18 protein-coding genes are annotated in these 21,567 nt (G+C 56.3%); 7 read left to right on the top strand and 11 right to left on the bottom strand.

Annotated elements, in window-relative coordinates:
- Positions 1-27: 27 nt before the first annotated feature.
- Positions 28-1,083 (bottom strand): dipeptidase, encoded by a 1,056-nt coding sequence (locus BUB72_RS06285; RefSeq protein WP_425435156.1) that lies wholly within the window; start codon positions 1,081-1,083, stop codon positions 28-30.
- Positions 1,084-1,199: 116 nt separating this feature from the next.
- On the opposite strand from BUB72_RS06285, the gene BUB72_RS06280 reads away from it, so the two are divergent.
- Entirely contained in the window at positions 1,200-2,108 is a 909-nt protein-coding gene (locus BUB72_RS06280) for a LysR family transcriptional regulator (RefSeq protein WP_073141858.1), read from the top strand.
- Positions 2,109-2,130: 22 nt separating this feature from the next.
- Here BUB72_RS06280 and BUB72_RS06275 read toward each other — a convergent pair whose 3' ends face one another.
- The 8 genes from BUB72_RS06275 to BUB72_RS06240 form a co-directional block, all read right to left on the bottom strand.
- Entirely contained in the window at positions 2,131-4,071 is a 1,941-nt protein-coding gene (locus BUB72_RS06275; protein WP_073141855.1) for a beta-galactosidase, read from the bottom strand.
- Entirely contained in the window at positions 4,071-4,673 is a 603-nt protein-coding gene (locus BUB72_RS06270) for a 2-dehydro-3-deoxy-6-phosphogalactonate aldolase (protein ID WP_073141853.1), read from the bottom strand. The genes BUB72_RS06275 and BUB72_RS06270 overlap by 1 nt, the downstream gene beginning before the upstream one ends.
- The gene (locus BUB72_RS06265; RefSeq protein ID WP_073141851.1) at positions 4,673-5,581 is read right to left on the bottom strand and encodes a 2-dehydro-3-deoxygalactonokinase; all 909 of its coding nucleotides are present in this window, start codon (positions 5,579-5,581) and stop codon (positions 4,673-4,675) included. Before BUB72_RS06265 ends, BUB72_RS06270 begins: the two co-directional genes overlap by 1 nt.
- A complete protein-coding gene (locus BUB72_RS06260; RefSeq protein WP_073141849.1) occupies positions 5,581-6,351 on the bottom strand; it encodes an SDR family NAD(P)-dependent oxidoreductase in 771 nt (256 codons plus the stop codon). The genes BUB72_RS06265 and BUB72_RS06260 overlap by 1 nt, the downstream gene beginning before the upstream one ends.
- Positions 6,348-8,432 carry an alpha-galactosidase gene (locus BUB72_RS06255; protein ID WP_073141847.1) on the bottom strand — a complete coding sequence of 695 codons (2,085 nt, stop codon included), beginning with the start codon at positions 8,430-8,432 and terminating at the stop codon, positions 6,348-6,350. Before BUB72_RS06255 ends, BUB72_RS06260 begins: the two co-directional genes overlap by 4 nt.
- Entirely contained in the window at positions 8,429-9,277 is an 849-nt protein-coding gene (locus tag BUB72_RS06250; RefSeq protein ID WP_073141845.1) for a carbohydrate ABC transporter permease, read from the bottom strand. Before BUB72_RS06250 ends, BUB72_RS06255 begins: the two co-directional genes overlap by 4 nt.
- A 1-nt stretch (position 9,278) precedes the next feature.
- Positions 9,279-10,208 carry a carbohydrate ABC transporter permease gene (locus BUB72_RS06245; protein WP_073141843.1) on the bottom strand — a complete coding sequence of 310 codons (930 nt, stop codon included), beginning with the start codon at positions 10,206-10,208 and terminating at the stop codon, positions 9,279-9,281.
- A gap of 101 nt (positions 10,209-10,309) precedes the next feature.
- Positions 10,310-11,578 carry an ABC transporter substrate-binding protein gene (locus BUB72_RS06240; protein WP_073141841.1) on the bottom strand — a complete coding sequence of 423 codons (1,269 nt, stop codon included), beginning with the start codon at positions 11,576-11,578 and terminating at the stop codon, positions 10,310-10,312.
- Between the two features lie 129 nt (positions 11,579-11,707).
- Between BUB72_RS06240 and BUB72_RS06235 the strand changes: the two genes are divergently transcribed.
- The 3 genes from BUB72_RS06235 to BUB72_RS06225 all read left to right on the top strand — a co-directional run bounded on the left by BUB72_RS06235 (position 11,708) and on the right by BUB72_RS06225 (position 15,129).
- On the top strand, positions 11,708-12,517 hold the full coding sequence (locus BUB72_RS06235) for an IclR family transcriptional regulator (RefSeq protein WP_073141839.1): 810 nt from the start codon (positions 11,708-11,710) through the stop codon (positions 12,515-12,517).
- Positions 12,518-12,521: 4 nt separating this feature from the next.
- Positions 12,522-13,580: an ABC transporter ATP-binding protein gene (locus BUB72_RS06230; RefSeq protein WP_073141837.1), complete on the top strand. Its 1,059-nt coding sequence runs from the start codon at positions 12,522-12,524 to the stop codon at positions 13,578-13,580.
- Between the two features lie 232 nt (positions 13,581-13,812).
- Positions 13,813-15,129: a cytochrome-c peroxidase gene (locus BUB72_RS06225; protein WP_073142919.1), complete on the top strand. Its 1,317-nt coding sequence runs from the start codon at positions 13,813-13,815 to the stop codon at positions 15,127-15,129.
- Here the strand turns inward: BUB72_RS06225 and BUB72_RS06220 are convergent.
- Both BUB72_RS06220 and BUB72_RS06215 read right to left on the bottom strand, forming a co-directional pair.
- Complete coding sequence (locus BUB72_RS06220; protein ID WP_245814749.1) at positions 15,126-16,529, bottom strand: CRTAC1 family protein; 1,404 nt, start codon at positions 16,527-16,529, stop codon at positions 15,126-15,128. The genes BUB72_RS06225 and BUB72_RS06220 overlap by 4 nt on opposite strands.
- Positions 16,530-16,645: 116 nt before the next feature.
- Positions 16,646-17,908, bottom strand: a complete 1,263-nt coding sequence (locus tag BUB72_RS06215) for an ROK family protein (RefSeq protein ID WP_073141834.1) — start codon at positions 17,906-17,908, stop codon at positions 16,646-16,648.
- 224 nt (positions 17,909-18,132) lie between these two features.
- On the opposite strand from BUB72_RS06215, the gene BUB72_RS06210 reads away from it, so the two are divergent.
- From BUB72_RS06210 to BUB72_RS06200, 3 genes are all read left to right on the top strand, one after another.
- Positions 18,133-19,158, top strand: a complete 1,026-nt coding sequence (locus tag BUB72_RS06210) for a substrate-binding domain-containing protein (RefSeq protein ID WP_073141832.1) — start codon at positions 18,133-18,135, stop codon at positions 19,156-19,158.
- Positions 19,159-19,318: 160 nt separating this feature from the next.
- The gene (locus tag BUB72_RS06205) at positions 19,319-20,641 is read left to right on the top strand and encodes a sugar ABC transporter permease (protein ID WP_073141830.1); all 1,323 of its coding nucleotides are present in this window, start codon (positions 19,319-19,321) and stop codon (positions 20,639-20,641) included.
- Positions 20,642-20,652: 11 nt separating this feature from the next.
- Positions 20,653-21,417, top strand: a complete 765-nt coding sequence (locus BUB72_RS06200; RefSeq protein WP_073141828.1) for an ATP-binding cassette domain-containing protein — start codon at positions 20,653-20,655, stop codon at positions 21,415-21,417.
- Positions 21,418-21,567: the final 150 nt, after the last annotated feature.

Raw genomic sequence — 21,567 nt, 5'->3', positions numbered from 1 at the left:
CACTGAAATCTTTCTGGCCTTAAGGGGTTATGCCCCCCATGTTTTTTCCAGCACGCGCAACCAGTTTTCGTGGCAAAGTTTGGCTATCAACGCATCGTCGTAGCCGTGTTTCGCCATCGCGTGCCGTAGTTTTGGCAATCCTGCACAAGAAGTAAGCTCTTCCGGCACAACCGCCCCATCGTAGTCCGAGCCGAGTCCGACACGGTCTTCACCCAGATGCTCGATCAAATGATCAAGATGCCTAAGCATTTGCTCCAGTGGTACATCCGCCAGCATGCGTCCGTCATCCCGCAGAAAGGCCACCGCAAAATTCAGCCCCACCATGCCATCGCTTTCACGGATCGCTGCCAGCTGTTTGTCAGTCAAATTTCGACTATGCGGGCAGATCGCGTGAGCGTTGGAGTGCGTTGCGACAAGCGGTTTCGACGAATGCCGCGCCACGTCCCAGAAGCCTGCTTCATTAAGGTGCGACAAGTCCACCATTATTCCCAACTCGTCGCAGCGCTTCACCAGCCGTAAACCGTGATCGGTCAGGCCCGCGCCGATATCGGGAGTACTAGGGTAGCGGAACGGAACGCCGTGACCAAAGATCGTGGAGCGGCTCCAAACCGGCCCCAAAGAACGCAAGCCAGCTTGGTAAAGCACTTCGAGCGTATTCAACTCAGCATCAATGGCTTCCGCTCCCTCGATGTGAAAAATCGCTGCCAACTTGCCGCTACCCAGCGTCGCCCGGAGATCGGCGGCAGACTTACAAACCTTTAACGCCCCGCGCTTTTCCAGATCGAAGAGGATTGCCGCTTGCGACATCACAACGGGAAACGCGTCTTCCCAATCAATCGGATCCGGAAGCGGAAGGTCGTAGGCAGGCTTCGCCATCTCCTCAAACTTAAACTCAAGATCGACCGGGGACGGAACATAGACTGCGAAAAAGCCACCGCCAAATCCACCTGACTTGGCGGATGGCATGTCGATTGCACCTTCTCGCCCAGTCATGAAACTATCGGAAGCAGATACTCCACCCGCACGATAAAGCTTCAGAAGAACATCGTTGTGCCCATCAAAGACCAACGGCGAAGTTTCTATGCTCACAATTTTCATCCCCCAAGAGTACATTTCATCTTATGCCAGCAATTCTCATGGACCAGATCTAATGACATGATATTAATTCATAGCTCAATGAGGCTTTCGCAGAGGACCAAATGGCAACAAAGACTTGGCACAGCCTGCCGGAATATCAGGCGCTGCGCGCATTAATGGAGAGCGGCACGACGTCCAAGGCCGCTATTCGACTGGGCTTGTCGCAGTCTGCGATCAGCCGCTCGATTGCCAGCTTGGAGGCGCGCACAGGACGCATGCTGTTCGAGCGCGAAGGCGGCCGGTTACGCCCGACAGACGAAGCCACGCGATTGAACCGTCGGCTTGACCAGCTGTTCCTTGCGCTTGATCGAATTGACGGCCCACCCGATGCAACCCCGGAGACTTTGCGGATTGTTGCGCCTCCAACCTACGCGCATCGATTTATGGTCCACCAAGTGGCAACTTTTCTGAAAACAAATCCTCAGTTTTTTATCAGCCTCGAAGTGGCCTCCTCGGAAGATGTCATTCGCGGCATCCTTGATGAAAGGTTCGACCTTGGATTCACCGGCGTTGAACTGTCGCGTGATGGCGTGAAGCTTTCGCTGTTTCGAACGTCCAGCGCTGTTTGTGCCATGGCCAGCGATCATCCACTTTCCGAGCACAGCACAATTCGTCCAGAGGACTTAGACGGCCAGCCGCTCATCGCATTGACCCACCGACATGCTCGAAGAGCCCAGTTGGACAAAGTGCTACACAGCGCACGAAGCACCCCTCGGTTGGTCGCGGAAGTGTCGACGTCAATCGCGGCGGTCGATCTTGCAAAGGAAGGTCTTGGCCTCACGATCGTCAACCCGTTCCCTATTGTTCAGTACCGCTCGGATGATGTCGTATTCAGGCCCTTTGCCTCCCAGATTGCGTACCGAAGTTATTTCGTCACGCCGGATCACAGACCGATGTCACGCGTCGCCCGCGCCTTTATCCGCCACCTGAGATTGCACACGCCAAAGGATGTGTTTTCCCAAAAAGCCTGAACCCGAATATCCAGCGTTCAGGTCAATCGCTCGACGATGATGAGCTAACTGTCTGGCGACAAACACCCGCTGCATCAAGTGTCAGCCCGTCGACGTTCACCGCTTCAGAGTTATAGTTGAACCAAAATCTTTCCGTCCCGCAATCACGGACACGGACACCATCCGGCAAGTCCAACGTCGCAATCCTTGCAGTCTCGCATTCTTGTCCAATGATCCGACGCAACGCATCCTGATCCAGCCAAGCGCCGAAATAGCATAGGCGTCCAGTGCCCATGGCGACGGCCAACCCGTCAACGGATCGCTCTAGAACCTCCGCCGAGCCTTCTAACACCTCGCGGTAAAGATGCAGGTTGCCACCGCCTTCCAACGCCACGGGCATGTCCGAGCGCAAGCTTTCAACTCTGGAAACAGTCACATCCAATCCGGCCATATCCGGTGGCAAAGGTACTGGTATCGACATGTCTTCATTTCTTGCGGCACTTCGCGGTCCTAAAAGAACGCGTGCCTTGGCGGCGGCCAATGCCGCTTTCAGACCGTCAGACATATGCATCAGTCCGGGTGCCGCGATCAGGTCGTACTCTGAAAAGTCTCGACTGCTCGCGGGTAAAATATCAAGCGACAGTCCAAGACTGCGCATCGCTTTATACCAGTCGAAAACCAAGCCGAAATAACTCAGCCCCTGACCGTGCGGCTGAACCTGCCACGCAGCATCCGCGTCATAGTCAAAGAGCATTGCAACTCTTGCGCGGCCTTGTTCAACCTCAGGCGCGTCTGCTATTTCAGTTGCCACCCTTCGGGCTTCTTCAAAACCTGGTGCCTCCGCATTGTCAGGACGCAACAGGCCAGCGTGCATCTGCTCTTGAGCAAATGGAGCCTGCCTCCAGCGGAAATAGCAGACCGCTTCGGCTCCGTGGGCAAAAGCCTCCCAACTCCACAAACGCACCATCCCTGGCAACGGCGCAGGGTTGTACGGTGCCCAATTGACTGGCCCGGGTTGTTGCTCCATCACCCACCAGCGCCCTCGTCCCACTGCGCGATACAGGTCATGATGGAAAGCCTGAAAATCGGGATCACCCTGACGGGCAAAGCGGCGCTGCCATGCCTCATCTGCGCCAACACGGTCCTCAAGAAAGCCCAGCGGGTAGCTGTCCCAAGTCGCGATGTCCAAATCCGACCCGACGGCGAAGTGGTCGAAATCGGTAATACGTCCCATGTAATTATGGGCAATCGGCGCATCTGTATGAGCGCGCAAAATGTCGACCTGCAATCGGTTGAACGCCACGACTTGGTCCGAGCTGAACCGTCGGAAGGCGAGGCTATGCGCGGGGTTCGGTTCGGTAACTGTCAGGTTTGGTAAGTCAATCTGATCGAAGTCGTCATAGTCCATTGACCAGAAGATGTTCCCCCAAGCCTTATTCAGCGCGCTGATATCACCGTCTTTCCCATCCCCGGAGTAGTGCGCGCGCAGCCAGTTCTGGAACGCGTGTCGCGCAGCATTGCTATATGAAATCGTCGTGTCATGGCAGCCGTACTCATTGTCCGTTTGCCATGCCGCAACATGAGGATTGGAACCATATCTTTCGGCCATCGCCGTAACGATACGCGCACATTCAGTTTTATAACCTTCGTGACTGAAGCAATAATGCCTGCGTGATCCGAACTTGCGCGGACGCCCTTCGACGTCTAAGGCCAGCATGTCGGGGTGGCGATCAATCATCCAGCGGGGTGGTGTCGCCGTGGGCGTTCCCAGAACCACTTTTAAACCTGCGTCGCCCAGCACTTCGATTGCATCGTCGAGCCAGTCAAACCGGTACTCCCCCGGTTCAGGCTCCAGCTGTCCCCACGAGAACTCGCCGATGCGCACCCAAGTCAGCCCCAGTTCTACCATCCGCCGCGCGTCGTCTTTCCAGATTTCGCGTGGCCAATGCTCAGGGTAATAGCATGTTCCCAGAGTACGCTTCATCAGCTTACGTCATCATAAGCAGCAACAACATCCGCGGCCCGTATTGCAACATCCGCCACCGAGAAACCCGGTTTGTAGATTCCGCTGCCGATGCCGAACCCGACGGCTCCTGCAGAAATCCATTCAGCGAAATTCTCCGGCCCCACTCCACCTACCGCATAGGTTTCCGTTTCAGGTGGCAAAACAGCAGATATCGCTTTTAGGCCTTCAGTGCCCATAAGAAACGACGGGAATATTTTCAAACCATCCGCGCCCGCACGAAGTGCTGCAAAGCATTCCGTCGGGGTCAAAACACCCGGATAGGACGCCAATCCGGCGGCTTTCGAAGTTACAATCACTTCGGGGTTGGTATCGGGTGAAACAATCATCTTCCCGCCCGCGTCCGCCACATTCACCACATCTGCGGGGCTAAGAACGGTTCCTGCCCCGATCAGCGCATCTTGCCCGAAAGCGTCCGCCATCCGTTTGATGCTGTCCAATGGCTCGGGTGAATTTAGCGGCACCTCTATTCTGTCAATGCCAGCTTCGATCAGCGCGGCGCAAATCCCTTCCGCTTCGTCGGGTTGGATGCCACGCAATATCGCGATAATTTTCCGGCTCATTAGACTTTTTCCTTCAACGATTCATACGCGGCTGTGAGGCCTCTCAAGGTTGTGTCCGTCACATTCACCGCTGTCGCGTCGACACCCTGAGCCGCAAGAGCAGTCCGGTACAATTTCGAAAGCCCCCCGTCCCCTATGATTGCCACATTCTGACCCAACCAATAGGGACGCGCGCCGGAAAGCTCTGCTCCGATTAGCAGCCCCGATAGCCGTGCACGCGCCTCGGACGGCTGCAAATCAGCAACCAAAGCGCCGGCACGAACGCCAAAAAGCTGCGCGGCTATGGATTGCGGGCGCGCCAACGCATCTGAAATGCCCTCGTCAAAACGCGACTGATCAAATTCTCCGTCAGAGATGCCGTGACGCAACACCGATTGCTTAGAAAGTAGCGCGAACATCTCGCCCGTCATAAATGTTTGAAAGCTGATGATCTCTCCCAGACTGATATGCACCCATTTGGTATGCGTTCCGGGCAGGCAAAGCACGCCGTCAAAGTCAGGATTGGTGGCCAGATATCCCGCGATTTGCGTCTCTTCGCCTCGCATCACATCAGGAGGCGATATCTGTTTGATCCCGGGCAGAATAAGCACCGAAATACGCGGGTCCTTTGCTGGGACACGGGTGGCTGCCTGCCCGTCCGGCGGGGCGCAAGGTGTAGTGAGATACGCAGCCTCTGCCCAGCCTTGCCGCGAGCCCACCATGCCACAACACAAAACCGGCAGCGTGCGATCAGTAGTCAGGTATGGCGCAATGAGCGTCAAGAGCGCCGCTTCGAACCCGTCACGATCGAGCACACCCATGCCTTGATCGGACTCATGTGCCGCGAAGGCTTGACCACCCGCATCCAACGCCCAAACCCGTAGGTTGGACGTGCCCCAGTCAACAGCGATCCACGCGGCGTCAGTCATCAGCCCGTCACCACGACGCCGCCATCGACGACCAAAGCCTGCCCCGTCATCATGCGGCTGGTGTTTGATGCGAGAAACAGCACCGCGTCGACCATGTCTTGCGGGGCGAGCGTATCTTTGAGGCATTGGCGAGCCACATGGGCCTCCAGCGCCTCGGGGGTTACCCAAAGCTCTTTTTGCTTGTCGGTCAGCACCCAGCCAGGGGCGAGCGCGTTGACCCGTATCCTGTCAGGGCCAAACTCACGGGCCAAGCTGCGGGTCATGCCGTTGATGCCGGAATTCGCGGTGGTGTAGGCCGGATAGCCTGCGTTGCCCATCATGTAGCTGATGGACGAGAAGTTGATGATCGAGCCGCCGCCCGCCTTGCGCATTCCCTCGATCACAGCCTGACAGGCGAAGAAATATGCCTTCAGGTTGATCGCCATCGACCAGTCCCAAAACGCCTCGTCCACCTCTTCAGTGGTGTGGCGCTTGTCGTTGGCGGCGTTGTTGACCAAGACGGTGACGGGACCATGGGCATCGCTGGCCTCTTTGATGCAGCTTTGCAGACGCGGAATGTCGGTGATGTCGCATTGTAGGAACAGCGGGCGGGTACCGTGCTTCTGCTCCATCTCGTCGGCAAAATCCGTGGCGTCGGAGCGTTGGACAAAGGCGACCTTGGCACCTTGTGCCATCAAACCATCGGTCAAGGACGCCCCGATGCCGGAACCGCCGCCGGTGACAAAGACCGATGCCCCGTCGAGATCGTGGAAAGTGGCTGTCTTGGTCATTGGCGCGTTCCTTCGATGACCCACATCGTTTCAGGAAAGGACCACGGCAGGGTCAGGCCGTAGCTCATCAGATATGCGCCGCTCAGGACGAGCGGGCCAGATTTAAGCGCGGGGTCGCCGCGTGACAGACCGACAGCATCGGCGCGGTTGATAAGCTCCACGCGATACTTCGCGTCCGGTGTCAGCCGCGTCAACCGCAACGGGCGAGGGGCGATCTGAACGCTGGTGTCGGCCTTGCCTGCGAACACCACGAACCTGTCACCGCCTTCGGCCAGTTGCTGCTCGGCGATGACCGCCGGATCAGAACTGTCGAGCCGTAGGATATCGGCGCGATACATCCAGTCGCGGTTAGCCTTCCACCACGTTGTGACCTCGGTGAGCACTTTCGCCTCTTCCTCGGTCAACTCGCGCGGGTCCATCTCGAAGCCCATATGCCGCTGGGCCGCGACCCACGCGCGGAAACGGATATCAAGCACCCGCCCCGATGTGTGGCATTTGCGGGGACCGACATGGCTGCCGGTGACGGCCAAAGGCAGGAAAATCGCCGCGTTGTGCTGCATCCTCAGTCGCTCCAACGCGTCGTTGCTGTCGGAGAGCCAAACCCGATGCGTGCGCTTGAGGATGCCGAAGTCGATCCGCCCGCCGCCAGAGGCGCAGCTTTCGATTTCGACATGCGGGAAGTCCCGCCGCAGCTGGTCGATCAGCATATAAGAGCCACGTGTTTGCGCGGCGTCGGGCATGGGCAGAACGCGGTTGTGGTCCCATTTGATGTAGTCGATCGGGTTGTCGCGCAGCACTTTGCTCATGCGGTCGAGCAGAAACGCGCGGACCTCGGGCAGGGCCATGTTGAGGGCCTTCTGGTTGCGGCCCAGAATCTGATCCTCACCGCCAAATGCCCAGTCAGGGTGGGCTCGGTAGATATCACTGTCGGGGTTGATCATCTCTGGTTCGAACCAGATGCCAAAGGTCATGCCCAGCTCGTGGACATGGTCGATCAATGGCTTCAAACCGTCGGGGTATTTACGCGGGTCGACCTCCCAATCACTGAGTGCGCGAGTGTCGTCATCGCGCCCACCGAACCAGCCGTCATCGAGCACAAAACGCTCGGCACCAAGAGTGGCGGCACGGGTTGCGATATCCTTGAGCTTGGGCAAGTCATGGTCGAAATAAACCGCTTCCCAACAGTTGAAATGCACCGGGCGCGGTCGGTCGGGGTCGGGGAATTGCACGATCTCGTCGCGCAGGTGCCTTTGGAACGCTACCGCGCATCCGTTGATCCCATCATCAGAGAACATGGCGTAAAGTGGTGCCGTCTGAAAACGCGTTTGCGGCGCACCTTCTACCCGTGCGGCGTGGCCGAACTGGATTTGGCGACGGCCATCGGGCAATTCTTCGGCCACCATGCGGTGCCCGCCGGACCAGCCGTAATGGAACGCGTAGGCGTGGCCTTGCCCGTTGGTAGCGCCGCGGCAGGGAACGATCAGGCCGGGGAAATGCTCATGCCCTGTACGCCCCGTGCGGTTCTCGCGATAGCGGATGCCAGCGGACCAAGGTGTGCGGTTCAACTGGAACTCGCCGCACCAGCGACCCGCGACGTCGATCATCTCGTCCGACATTTGTGGTGCAGGGAAAACAGGCGCGCTGAGCCAGTGCAGGTGAACGGGGTCTGCGGATTCTAGAGTTGCCTGCGCCTCGATCATATGGGTTCGCCCATTGATCGAAAAGCTGGCGATGTAGGTCAGCCCGTTGGCCTCGTCGCTATAGGTCAGGATCAAACTGTCAGCGCCGGTCTCGGCACTCGACAAGCAGAACTTCGGCAAAAGCGGTGTCCCGTCCTTGGCCCGCAGGATCAGGCCAGGTTGGCCGGGGAAGGTGCGCGTCGCTTCGGGACATAACGAAAGCTCCGGGTTGGCGTCGAGCATGCCGCCCGTCACGTCGATCGTGTCTGCGTGATAAAGTGTCGTGAGGTCTTCGTCATCGGGAAGCCTCGGACCCCAATAGACCACCTCTGCAAGGCGGCCATTCGGGGATCCGAGAACCAGTGATTGACGTCCGTCATCCAGTCGCCAGCTTTGGATCATTTTACGGCTCCGAGTGTCAGACCGGCGATGAAGTGCTTCTGCATCAGAAAGAACATCGCCACTGGTGGCAGCGCAGCAACGATCGCGCCCGCGCTCATCAGGTGATAGGCCGCGCGATACTGCGCGTTGAACGAGGTAATCCCCGCTGTGACCGGTTGCGATTCCGCGCCTTGGGTTAGCACCACGGCCCAGAAATAGTCGTTCCAGATGAAGGTGAAGATCAGCACCGCGAGCGCGGCAATCGCGGGCTTCATCAATGGCAGAACCACGTAGATGAAGATTTTCCATTCCGCGACGCCCTCGACCCGTGCGGCTTCGATCAGCGCGAAGGGCAGACCCTTGATAAAGTTACGCATGAACAGCGTGCAAAAACCCGTCTGGAAGGCGATGTGGAACAGCACGAGGCCGGTCTTGGTGTTATACAGCCCAAGGTCCAGCGTCAGGTCGCGCACCGGCACCATCAGGATTTGAAACGGTACGAAGTTGCCCGCCACGAACATGAAGAACAGCCACAGGTTCGCTTTGAAATTGTAGATGCCAAGCGCAAAACCAGCCATGCAGGACAGCGCGACCGCACCTATGGCCGTAGGAACCGTGATCAGGATAGAATTTAGCAAATAGCGCGGCATGTCGGACTCGAAGAACACCTTGCCGTAGTTCTCCCAACCGCCGAATTGCGACGGCAGGTTCCAGTAATCACCGGTGGAGAAGTCAGCGGCAGGTTTGACTGAGAACAGGGCGACCGCGATCAGGGGCAGTAGCCAAAGGATCAGGGCGACAGGCAGAAGCGACTGATAGCCGATTTGGACGGAGCGGGATGATTTCTCAATCGGTTTCGGAAACATCTCAGTGCCCTTTCTGTTCTTTGTACATCGAGTAGAGGAAGTACGCGATGAAGCAGAGCATGATGAGGAACAGCACCACAGCGATGGCGGCGCCATAGCCCATGCGGAACCCGTATTCGGATAAGGCGACCTCGAACATGTAGAAGCTGAGCACGCGACTCTCCCCGAACGGCCCACCATTGGTCATGATCGAGATCAGGTCGAACGAGCGCAGAGCACCGACGATGGTGACGACAAAGGCGATGAAAGTGGCGGGCTTCAACTGTGGCACGATCACATACCACAGCATCTTCCAACCCTTCGCGCCATCAAGGCGCGCGGCCTCGACCTGCTCGGGGTCCACTGCGTTTAGGCCCGTCAAGTAGAGGATCATGCAGTAGGCGGTCTGCGGCCAAAGGCCCGCAGCGATGATGCCGTAGGTGACGTAGGTCGGATCGCCCAGCACGTTGACTGGCCCAAGGCCGACGACGCCCAACACGGAGTTGAGCAAGCCAAAGGTGGGATCATAGAACCACGTAAACACCAAGCCGACGACGACCTGGCTGATGACGAACGGGAAGAAGAAAAGCGACTTGTAGATGCGGATACCGGCCACGGTCTGGTTTAGGAACAACGCGATGAACAGGCCGGCAGGTATGGCAAGCAAGTAAAGAACCAACCAGATCAGGTTGTTTTTGAGCGATGTGTAGAAGGCAGGGTCGTCCCACAACTCTTTGTAGTTGCTGAGGCCCACATATTCCTTCTCGCCCAGCCCGTCCCACTGATACGCGGACAGATTGAAGCTTTGGAAGATCGGGAAGATGACGTAAACGAGGAAGAACAGGATCGCAGGGATCAGGAACAGCCACGGCGTCACGCTGATCTCATTGCGCTTGTACCACGATCTTCGTTGCGGTTCCGGCGTGATCGGGGGGACTGCTGTGGTCGTCATGGAAACCTCGCTTCAGTAGAGCGCCAAAGAATGATGGGCGCTGCTCAATCAGGCAATGCAGACAGAGAGATAGGGGCGACCAAGCGGCCGCCCCCAAATGTTTACTTGTAGATACGACCGCGAGCTTTTTCCAAGCGCGCAAGGATCGCGTCCAGATTGTCGGGACGCACCATGAACTCCTGCAGGCCTTCCATGGCAACTTTCGCCATTTCAGCCGGGAAGTCGCGGTCAAAGAACTGTGCCACACCACCCGGTGAGTTGGACGACAGCATCGTGAAGCCCTCGTTAAGGAACTTGTCATCATCCACCGCCGACTTGGCATTGACCGGAAGTTGACCCAGCGCATCACCCGCATTGATCTGCGTTTGTATGTCAGGCGAGACCATGAAGCGCAGAAACGCCTTGGCGTTTTCTTTGTTGCTGGCACCTGACGGGATGTGGAACGTATCTGTCGGCGCGTCTTCCGCCAGTGCGACATCAGGGTTGATTGCCGGGAACTGGTAGAAGTCGAGCTGATCATCGCTCAAGCCAGCTTCACGCAGCGGAGCCACAGCGAAGTTACCGATCAGATAGGACGCAGCATCGCCTTGCACCATGAAGGGCAACGCTTCCTGCCAGCTGTAGGACTGATGGTTCTCGAGGAAGCCGCCCATGTCGATCAGCTCGCGCCAGTTGGCGAATGTTGCGCGGACGCGGTCATCTTCCCAGCTTACATCGCCGTTCGCGAGTTCCATATGGAAGTCGAACCCGTTGGTGCGAAGGTTCAGGTAGTCAAACCAACCACCAGCAGTCCAGAGGAATTTGGAACCGATCGCATAGCAGGCGCGGCCAGACTCGACGATTTTGGCGCAGTTGGCTTTTTCTTCTTCCCAGTTGGTGGGTTCAGACAGGCCAAGCTCACCAAAGATATCTTTGCGGTAGTAGATGCCCCATTGATAGTAGGTATAGGGAACGCCCCACTGCTTGCCGTCGATAGTCATCGCGCCCTTGGTCGAGGCCAGGTTTTCCGCGATCTCGGGCTCGGCCCACAGGTCGGACACGTCTTCAAACAATCCAGCCTCGACATAGGGCTTCATCCGGTTCGCCGCGTACCAGTTTGCAACGTCAGGCGAGTTGGCGGTCAGGAAGTTGCGGATCTGGGTCTTATAGGCCTCACGGTCGATGATCGTGGTCTCGATATTGAGGTCAGGGTTCAGCTCGCCGAACTGTGCAATGGCCTTTTCCATCGTCGCGCGCGGTGCGGGGTTCGATGTGTCGAGGAAGATTTTGAGATCGCCGGTCAGCTCTTGAGCCGACGCGCTGAGCGATCCGCCTGCCACAACGGCAACCGTAGATAGCGCAGCAATCGACGCCTTGTAAGTGAAACGCATGGTGTCCTCCCTAGATGTTTCAAATAGTGAAATGATAGTTTATATATTGAAACGAAATCACGAATCGCCTAGTTTTGTCAAGTAGGGCCGCAGCGGCAGAAGGCGTTGAGGTCGGGAGGAGAGATCAGAATGCAAAGCCCGCAAACGGCCAGTGGCACCGTCAAAAAAGCGTTGAGCGTTCTGGATCAAGTCGCCTCTTTTGAACGCCCTGTACGGCTCAATGAACTTGTCGAAGTTTCACCCTATCCCAAAGGCACGCTCTACCGGATGCTGCAAACCCTGCGCTCTGAAGGGATGCTGACATATGATGAAACTCAGCAGGCATACTCCTTGGGAATTCGTCTCGTCAGATTGGCACACACCGCTTGGACACAATCGTCGCTCGCGCCGACTGCCCGCCCGATTCTGGACGCCCTAAGCAAGTCGATTGGTGAAACGATACATTTAGCCCAGCTCGACAACGCGCAGGTTCTGTATGTGGACAAGCGAAATGCCCAGCGCCCTGTCGAGATGTTCTCCCAAGCTGGCAAGGTTGGGCCTGCGTATTGCACTGGCGTTGGCAAAGCCATGCTCGCCTTTTTGCCAGAGGCCGAGCTTCAGCAAGTGCTTGAACAACAATCGTATCATCGCTTCACACCTCACACTTTAGGAAGCGTAGAAGAACTGCGCGACGAACTGTCAAACATCCGCACGCGTGGTTACGCCTATGATCGCGAGGAACACGAGCCGGGAATTATTTGCATCGCGATGCCAATTCTAACGCGAACCAAGCGCGTTATGGGGGCCATTTCGGTTACCAGCACAACCTCACGCACGTCGCTTGATCAACTCGAATCTTTGGCCCCGGAAATGCATCAGGCCGCAGACGCGATTGCCGAAACAGCGGAGCATTGGCGCTTCCCTGTCGAACAGAAATCTAAAGAAGCAATGGAAGGCTGAACTCATGTCTGGTGTCACGCTACGAAACGTAATCAAACGCTACGGCGACGTTCAGGTCATCCACGGGATCGACCTTGAAATAGAAGACGGTGAGTTCTGCGTGTTTGTCGGCCCTTCGGGCTGCGGCAAGTCGACCTTGTTGCGTATGGTAGCCGGGCTCGAAGAAACGACCAGCGGTGCTATCGGCATCGGCACGCGCGATGTTACCAGCATGGACCCCGCCGAGCGCGGCGTCGCGATGGTGTTCCAGACTTACGCGCTTTACCCGCATATGACGGTTCGCGACAACATGGGTTTCGGCCTGAAAATGAACGGGCACCCAAAGGCAGAAATCGCGGAAAAAGTTGCCGAAGCGACCCGAATCCTAAAACTGGAGGAATACTTGAACCGCAAGCCCTCCGCTTTATCAGGTGGCCAGCGGCAACGGGTTTCCATCGGACGCGCTATTGTTCGCGGTCCTGAAGTTTTCTTATTCGACGAGCCTCTGTCCAATCTTGATGCTGAGCTGCGCGTGGAGATGCGTGTCGAGATTGCCCGACTGCACAAAGAAATCGGCGCGACGATGATTTACGTGACCCATGACCAAGTAGAAGCAATGACGCTTGCCGATAAGATCGTCGTATTGCGTGCGGGTCACATCGAGCAGGTCGGCGCACCGCTGGACCTGTATCGCAATCCCGACAATAAATTCGTGGCAGGCTTTATCGGCTCCCCTGCAATGAACTTCCTCGACGGAGTTGTCACAGGTGGTGAAGTCGACATTCCAGCGCTGAAAGGGAGATACAAACTCCCACTTGGCACACCAGCCGACGGGACTGAGGTTTCCTTCGGCATCCGTCCTGAGCATCTTGAGATCGACCCCAAGGGCGACACGCACACGGTCGACATGACCGAAGCCCTTGGCGGCGTATCTTTCGCCCACCTGATCTCGGATACCGGTGAAAAGATCATCGTTGAAGAGCGGGGTGACGAGCGTTCGCAAGAAGGTGCACGGGTAGGTGTTTCATTCGCCCTCGACCGCGCCATGTTATTTGATCGCAAATCCGAAGCCCGCATCAGATAAGTTCGAGCCTCTCGTTCAGTGACTGGCTTGATGTTTCACTGGGTTCGGAAGGTTTGGCTTCAGCCCTTCGTTCTCCTCAACTTACCCCATTCTGGCTCGACCATTCATGGAAGCGAGGCTGTCGGCAGACGATCTTAACAGGTTGAATGTTGCAAGCCATGCTGCTTGAGTATTCAAACCGCATATCTGCACGAGGGAGCGAGTGATGGAAGGCTGGAACTTGCAGACTTTCATGCGTCTATTCATTCTTGGTCTGATGATACTGATCCCAAGCCATGCCATCGCGGGCGAATTGCCCGCTCCAGTGACAGATGCTGACTATCGCTCAATCACGAAAGCTGAAGCCGAGCTTGGACAGTTGCTATTTTACGACCCGATCCTGTCGGGCAATAAGGAAGTGGCTTGCGCTACCTGCCACCATCCCCGCCTTGGCACATCGGACGGGCTGTCCCTTGGGATTGGTGACGGGGGTATCGGCCTTGGGCCGGATCGTGTGATCAATCCGGACAATCTGCCGGAGCAACGAATACCGCGAAATGCGCCCGCTCTTTTCAACCTTGGCGCACATGAATTCACGGTTCTTTTCCACGACGGCAGGATAGCCCTAGATCCATTAAGACCGAGCGGGCTGCGCACTCCACTTGATGACGATATGGTCACAGGGTTTGCCAGCTTGCTGTCGGCACAAACCATGTTTCCGGTGCTAAGCGCGGATGAGATGGCTGGTCACTACAGCGAAAACGATGTGGCCAAAGCAGTACGTCAGGGATTGTTAACCGGGCAAGGTGGTGCGTGGGATATTATCGCACGACGCGTTGCTGCCCTCCCGGACTACGTTGAGCGTTTCACGACACTCTATCCGCATATCAGCTCCGCTGACCAAATCGGCTTCACCGACATTTCAAACGCCATCGCAACATTCATGGAGTTTGAATGGCGTTCTGACACGTCTCCATTTGATGCATTCCTGCGCGATCAACAGGAGTTATCAGAACTGGCATCCGAAGGCATGGCGCTGTTTTACGGTGATGCCGGATGCTCAACCTGCCATAGCGGGGCCTTTCAGACAGACCACAAGTTCCACGCCATGGCGGCACCACAGGTCGGACCGGGCAAGGCCGCGCGATTTGAGTCACATGCAAAAGATGAAGGCCGGTTTCGGGTGACTGGCGACCCGTCGGATTTATACAAGTTCCGCACGCCCTCCTTGCGCAACGTAGCCATAACCTCTCCCTACGGGCACGCCGGTTCGCATGCGTCTCTAAGTGCGTTTATCAAAGACCACCTCGATCCTGTTGCGGCCCTCAAGCGTTATGATCCGACGCAAATGATCTTGCCACAAATGCAGGTAGATGACTTGCGCGCTCTTGAGAATAGCGCGGAAATGTCAGCAATAGTCTCGACGGTCGAGCAACCTTCTGTGCATCTATCCGATGCAGAAATTGCCGCGCTGACAGCGTTCCTGAACAGCCTTACCGACCCCAAAGCCATGATAGGGAGGCTTGGTGTCCCTGACACGGTTCCGAGTGGGTTAAAGGTGCCAAATTAACGATCTGGCTTTTCAATCAACAAGGATTGGTCACCATGGACTTCAGTCTGTGTGATCGAACCGTCCGGCCAAACCACTTGGATTACCGCGATATTCTCATCACCAAGCCCGAAATGTAGCGGTAATGCGCTGCCACCGGCATGGCCGCCACCAATACGCAAATGCTGAATCTGCCCGTTAACCGTCACCTTAGCTCCGATGGCATCGCGATTTCCGCCGCGCTGGAACAACGACACCCCAAGCCAATGTGCTGTGTCGCCGACATTCCGGTAAATCCGCATCGCGGCCCGTCGGTTGACGACCACCAGATCAAGACGTCCGTCGTTGTCAAAATCCGCCAACGCCGCCCCACGAGACCGCGCAAAATCTGCAACACCAGCGGTCTCGGCGCTTTCGTGAAACCTGCCGTCAGAGTTCTGAACCAACAGGTTGTTGGGGTCATTCATCGCATTGCTTGGCATCTGATCAACGTTCCCCTTGGCAATAAACAAATCCATCCGCGTGTCATTATTGATGTCGCCAAACTGCGCGTGCCATCCGGTTGATGGGCGCCCGTCATCACCTGTGTGGGGCCGGTGTGCATAGGTGCCTATTCCGAACGGAGCAGCAATATACGTGCCATCCGGCATCGCCAATTGCATCAACTGGTCACCCATAGATGTTAGCATCACCTCATCAACGCCATCACCAGTCAGGTCAGCACTGGCAATGCCCATGCCCCACAACATTACCTTGGGCCAACCATCGGCCTCGGTCAGAAAGCGTTTCTCGTCGATATCCCAAAGCTGTTCCTGACCGTCGCGGACATAATATTGGCGGTCATTGGATATCCGAAGTGTCCTGCGCCCGCGCGCGTCCGGACCCGCCAGCATGGACAATGCACAAAACCCCGGCGACAGGTCGTGCGCATCATAGCCGTTTGGAATAGGGCGAAGGATCGTGTTGCTGTCACAAGCACCAAACGGACCATCCTTGTTGGCGCGATCTACGTAGTGCCCGAGCGCAATCACTGGCCGCGCATCATCTTCCCACCAAGCCGTGAGGGAGGTCGTCCAGCGATCAGTTTGTGGGATACCCCATTGGGAAGTGACATCGCTGAACTGACAGCCCGCCTGCCCCTTCAGCACGACATCAGGCCCCACGCGCATCACATACAGGTCCGTCCACCCGTCCGCATCAATATCAATTGGATACGCACCGGTTACATTGGTTATCGGTTCAATACTGACCGGCTCAAAGCCAAAACCCCCGACATTTCGCAATAGCATCGCGGGATTCTCGCCGCCCGCCGCGAAAACATCCGCAAGCCCGTTTTGATCACAATCAAAGACTGCCACGCCTCCGCCGACGAAGTGCTCCCAACCGCCATCATAGACATGCTCAGGAATTCCGCTCGACATATCTTCAAACCGGATTTCTGCTGCGGCTGTGCTGCCAACACAATTCCCAATCAAGGCAATCCAAGTGAGTGCACCAAATCCAGCCCGCTGTAGCCGTCTTCGAACGCCAGTAAATCTCATGGGGTGCTCACGCCAACAAGACTGTCTGTGGCCGCGGTCAAAGCAAGAGCAGTTGCCCCTTTTGCCCACACCAAACCACCCCAAGCATGGGTCGCGATTTCACAGGGATTATCCCCGGGATGGAGCGTCAGCTTATGTACCTCGGACAACATGTCATCGGCATAAAGGTAGTCATATCGCATCCGCTCCCCGGATAGAATAATCAGCCCGGGGTCGAAGAGCTGAACGACATTCGCAAGACCCAGCGAAAGATATCGCGCTGCCCGATCAAAAATCGCCTTTGCTGCGCGGTTGCCGGCCTTGGCTTCGGCGAAGAGAACCTCAAGCGAAACATTCGTACGTTGCAAAGTGGTCACCCCCAACGCCGTCGCGGCTTCGCGGGTAAGAGCATAATCAGCGAGATAGGCTTCCAAGCATCCCCGCTGGCCGCAGCGACACAACGCGCCGTCGAGTTGAACCTTGGTGTGACCAAGCTCCAGCCCCATGCCACGTGCCCCGCGGAATAGCCTATTGTTCAGGACAAGCCCCATCCCGACGCCATGCTCTACCGTAACGACCGCAAAGTCGGATTTGGCCCGTCCGTCCCCAAACCAAAGTTCTGCCAGGGTGACGATGTTGGCGTCATTATCCACAAAGACCGGACAATTGGTAAGCGCTGCGAAAGCAGATCCCAGCTCTGCATTTGCTTCGGTCAACAACGGAGACCATTTGACCACCCCAGTGTTGTTGTCCACCATTCCGGAAATACCGATACCGATGGCTGCAATTTCGGATTCGGTCTTGCCTGCGTCGTCGAGCAGTTGAGCAATCAGCGGTGCAACTTCTGTGACGAGTTCTGCAACCGACCGGCGTTGTTGATCTGCGGTAGCTGTCACTTCGGCAAGTATGCATCCAACCGAGTCGGTCAGGACAGCCGAATGCACCCTGTCGGAAATGTTTATCCCGATGACGTGAAAACTGTCCGCAACAACCGCAAGGGCAACAGGTGGCCGCCCACGGCTTGCCCCTTGCCGCGCAACATCTTCAACTTCTTGCAAAAATCCATCAGTTATCAATTCAGCTGCAATACCCGTGACCGACCCCGCGCTGATAGACAAGGCCCGCGCCGTGTCAGCCCGCGCAGCCGTTCCATGTGCGCGCACATGCTCAAAAACTTGCTTTCGCAAAGATCTTGATTGATCATTGTGATCAGGCAAAATAGGCCCGCAACCAGGTGCAGCGGCTTTGGCTTGTGCTTCGCTCATGAGTGCTTTCGACATACTTTAAAGCCTAAAATAAATCGCTGCATAATTCGACCTCATTTCTGAATTTACAGCATCCTGCAAACATGAAGCATGATAATTTGCCGTGTGGCAATAATATTTACTTCAGTCCTTAAATTTAATTTGACTCATGCTGCCGAGTCAGCTTTTATTGCTGGAACGGATGTAAGGGCCGTGCCCGCTGCTTGAGGCAGGGGGGGATAACTGTCTGGGAGGACACCATGAAAAAAATTATTGCAGCCGCCGTCATTGCGACAGTCGGTTTTAGCTCTGCCGCCTTCGCCGAGGGCCTTCGCATTGGCGTATCTTGGGCCAGCTTTCAAGAAGAGCGCTGGAAAATTGACGAAGCCGCGATGGTTTCTGCCATCGAAGCCAACGGCAACACCTACGTATCCGCCGACGCTCAATCTTCTTCTGCCAAGCAGCTGACAGACATCGAAGCTCTGATGAGCCAAGGCGTTGATGCGCTGATCATCAATGCTTGGGACAAAGACGCGATCGGCCCTGCAATCGACGCCGCCGCCAACGAAGGCATCCCGGTTATCGGCTATGACCGATTGATCGAAGACGACCGCACCTTCTACCTGACATTCGATAACGTTGGTGTTGGCCGCATCATCGCGAAGTCGGTTGTCGCTGTTCAGCCAGAAGGCAACTACGCCATCATCAAAGGCGACCCTGGCGATCCGAACGCTGCATTCTTGCTGCAAGGCATGATGGAAGTGATCGGCGCAGACGTCGAAGCTGGCAAAATCAAGATCGTTGGCGAGGCTTTCTCCGATAGCTGGAAGCCCGAGAATGCTCAGAAGAATATGGAGCAAATCCTGACGGCCAACGACAACAACGTAGACGCTGTTCTGTCGGAAAATGACGGTATGGCCGGTGGTGTTGTCGCAGCACTTGGCGCGCAGGGTCTCGTGATCCCTGTCGGTGGGCAAGACGGCGACCTGGCCGCAATCAACCGTGTTGCACGCGGCTCGCAAACTGTGTCGGTCTGGAAGGACGCACGTGCCTTGGGCAAGGCAGCTGGTGAAATCGCTTCTGCACTGGCCTCCGGTACTGCGATGGCAGACATTGAAGGTGCCGGCATCTTCTCTGACGGTGAAAAAGGCACTCCGATCAACGCGATCCTGTTGGAGCCGACACCTTTGACCCGCGACAACCTGAACGTTGCAATTGAAGCAGGCCACATCTCGAAAGAGCAGGCTTGTGAAGGTGCGATCGACGGCGTCGCAGGCTGCGAATAGTCAAATTTTGATTGATCGGCGCCGGGGAACATCTCGGCGCCGACACCCTTTCGGCCAATAATTTGCGACCGCCCGGCCAGCCACTGCTCCCCACACTTTCGAATCCGGATTGGCCTCCAAGTCGATTTGCATCAAAGCCATTCTCAAGCTGGGACATCGTATGACCGACTCAACCGAGACCCTGACCACATCCAAGTCCGACAGCCCGAGCTTGATCGCCAAGTTTCTAAAAGGCACCGAGCTCGATACCCGCCTGTTGGGGATGTTCGGCGCATTAGCCCTGATCTGGCTTGGCTTTCATTTCTATGGCGCGATTATCAACGGCTATGGCGCGATGCTAACGCCGCGCAATCTGTGGAATTTGTCGGTGCAGACGTCCTCCATCGGGATCATGGCAACCGGAATGGTTCTGGTGATCGTCACACGTAACATCGACCTTTCCGTTGGTGCCTTGGTTGGCGTGACCGGCATGACGATGGGGCTGCTTCAGGTTGAGTTCCTGCCGCAATATTTGGGCCTTGGAAATCCGTTCATCTGGATCATCACTGCGGTAACCGGAATACTCGTCGGCGCAATGATCGGGGCCTTCCACGGCTGGTTGATCGCCTATCGCGGCATCCCTGCCTTTATCGTCACACTGGGCGGTTTGCTCGTTTGGCGCGGCGCGGCCTTCCTGTCGAACAACGGCAAAACAATTTCTCCGGTAGACTCTACGTTCCAACTCCTTGGTGGCGGCCCTTATGGTACCATCGGCGCTACAGGAAGTTGGATCGTTGGTGCTCTGGCCTGTGTCGCGATCATCTGGATGCTCATCTCAGGTCGTCGCAGCCGCATGGCACACGGCTTTCCCCTGCGACCAATCTGGGGCGAGGTAACCGTAGGTGGTTTGGCGTGCAGCTTGGTCGTTGGCGCGGTATTTTTGGTGAATGCCTACCCTTGGCCCAAAGGCATTATCAAACAATACGCCGCCGCGAATAACATTACTGTCCCAGAAGAGGGAATGTTCATTAGTCACGGCTTTGCCATACCGGTCCTAATTCTTTTCACCGTCGGCATTCTAATGACAATTTTAGTTAATCGCACACGGTTCGGACGCAATGTCTTCGCCATCGGCGGGAACCCTGAAGCCGCAGCCCTTGCTGGTATCAACGTCAAATGGATGACGCTCAAAATCTTCGCCTTGATGGGTGCGCTTGCTGGTTTGGCTGCCGTTGTGGCATCCGCCCGTCTGAACTCGGCCACCAACGCACTAGGATTGCTGGACGAACTTTACGTCATCGCGGCTGCCGTCATCGGCGGCACATCACTCGCAGGCGGTGTTGGCACGATCTACGGCGCAATACTGGGCGCGCTGGTCATGCAATCGCTACAGTCCGGCATGGTGCTGATCGGGTTCGATACTTCCGTCCAGCAAATCGTCGTGGGCTCCGTCCTCGTCTTCGCCGTCTATCTTGATAATCTTTATCGCAAAAAAGCCAAATAAGGGTCACGGGTATGAGCACTGAACGAACTGGAACCCCACTTGTCGAAATGCGCGATATCTCGATTGCTTTCGGTGGCATTCACGCGGTTGATGGCGTGTCGTTGGATCTATATCCGGGCGAAGTCGTCGGTCTCTTGGGCCACAATGGCGCGGGCAAATCGACACTGATCAAATGCCTGTCGGGCGCCTATCAGGCGGACAGCGGCGAGTTCTGGATTGATGGGAAAAAGGCCAATATCGAAAGCCCCATCGACAGCCGCGAGTTGAATATCGAAACGATTTACCAAACGCTGGCTCTGGCCGACAATCTCGACGCTGCCAGCAACCTATTCCTAGGCCGCGAATTGACCACTCCACTTGGCTTTTTGGATGATGCGCGAATGGAGGCTGAAACCCGCAAGATCATGGCGCGGCTCAACCCTAACTTCAAGAAATTCAAAGAGCCTGTGAGTGCGCTTTCTGGCGGTCAACGGCAATCCGTAGCGATTGCCCGCGCCGTCTACTTCAACGCGCGTATCCTGATCATGGATGAGCCGACCGCCGCATTGGGCGTGCATGAAACGGAAATGGTTGCTGACCTGATCAAAGAACTAAAAAGCCAAGGGCTCGGTATATTCTTGATCAGCCATGACACCCGCGAAATGATGGACCTTTGCGACCGTGTCGCGGTGATGAAAAATGGGAAATTGATCGGAAATGAGCGTGTCGAAGATGTCACCGAAGATGACATTTTGTCGATGATCATTATGGGCAAAAACCCGAAGAAAGCTGCTTGAACCTCAAGCCGAGCTATTCAGCCAGAGCCGCTTGGTCAACGCTTTCGCTCTTAGCGTGTTAAACGAAGCATAGTCGGCGATCCGTGTGCGAGGCCCATTCTCAGTGGCTGGAAAATCCTTCAGTGACGCCTCAATACGTATGACAACTGC

This window comes from Litoreibacter ascidiaceicola, from assembly GCF_900129235.1.
Taxonomy (GTDB): Bacteria; Pseudomonadota; Alphaproteobacteria; order Rhodobacterales; family Rhodobacteraceae; genus Litoreibacter; species Litoreibacter ascidiaceicola.
This window is presented reverse-complemented; position numbering and strand designations above follow the sequence as displayed.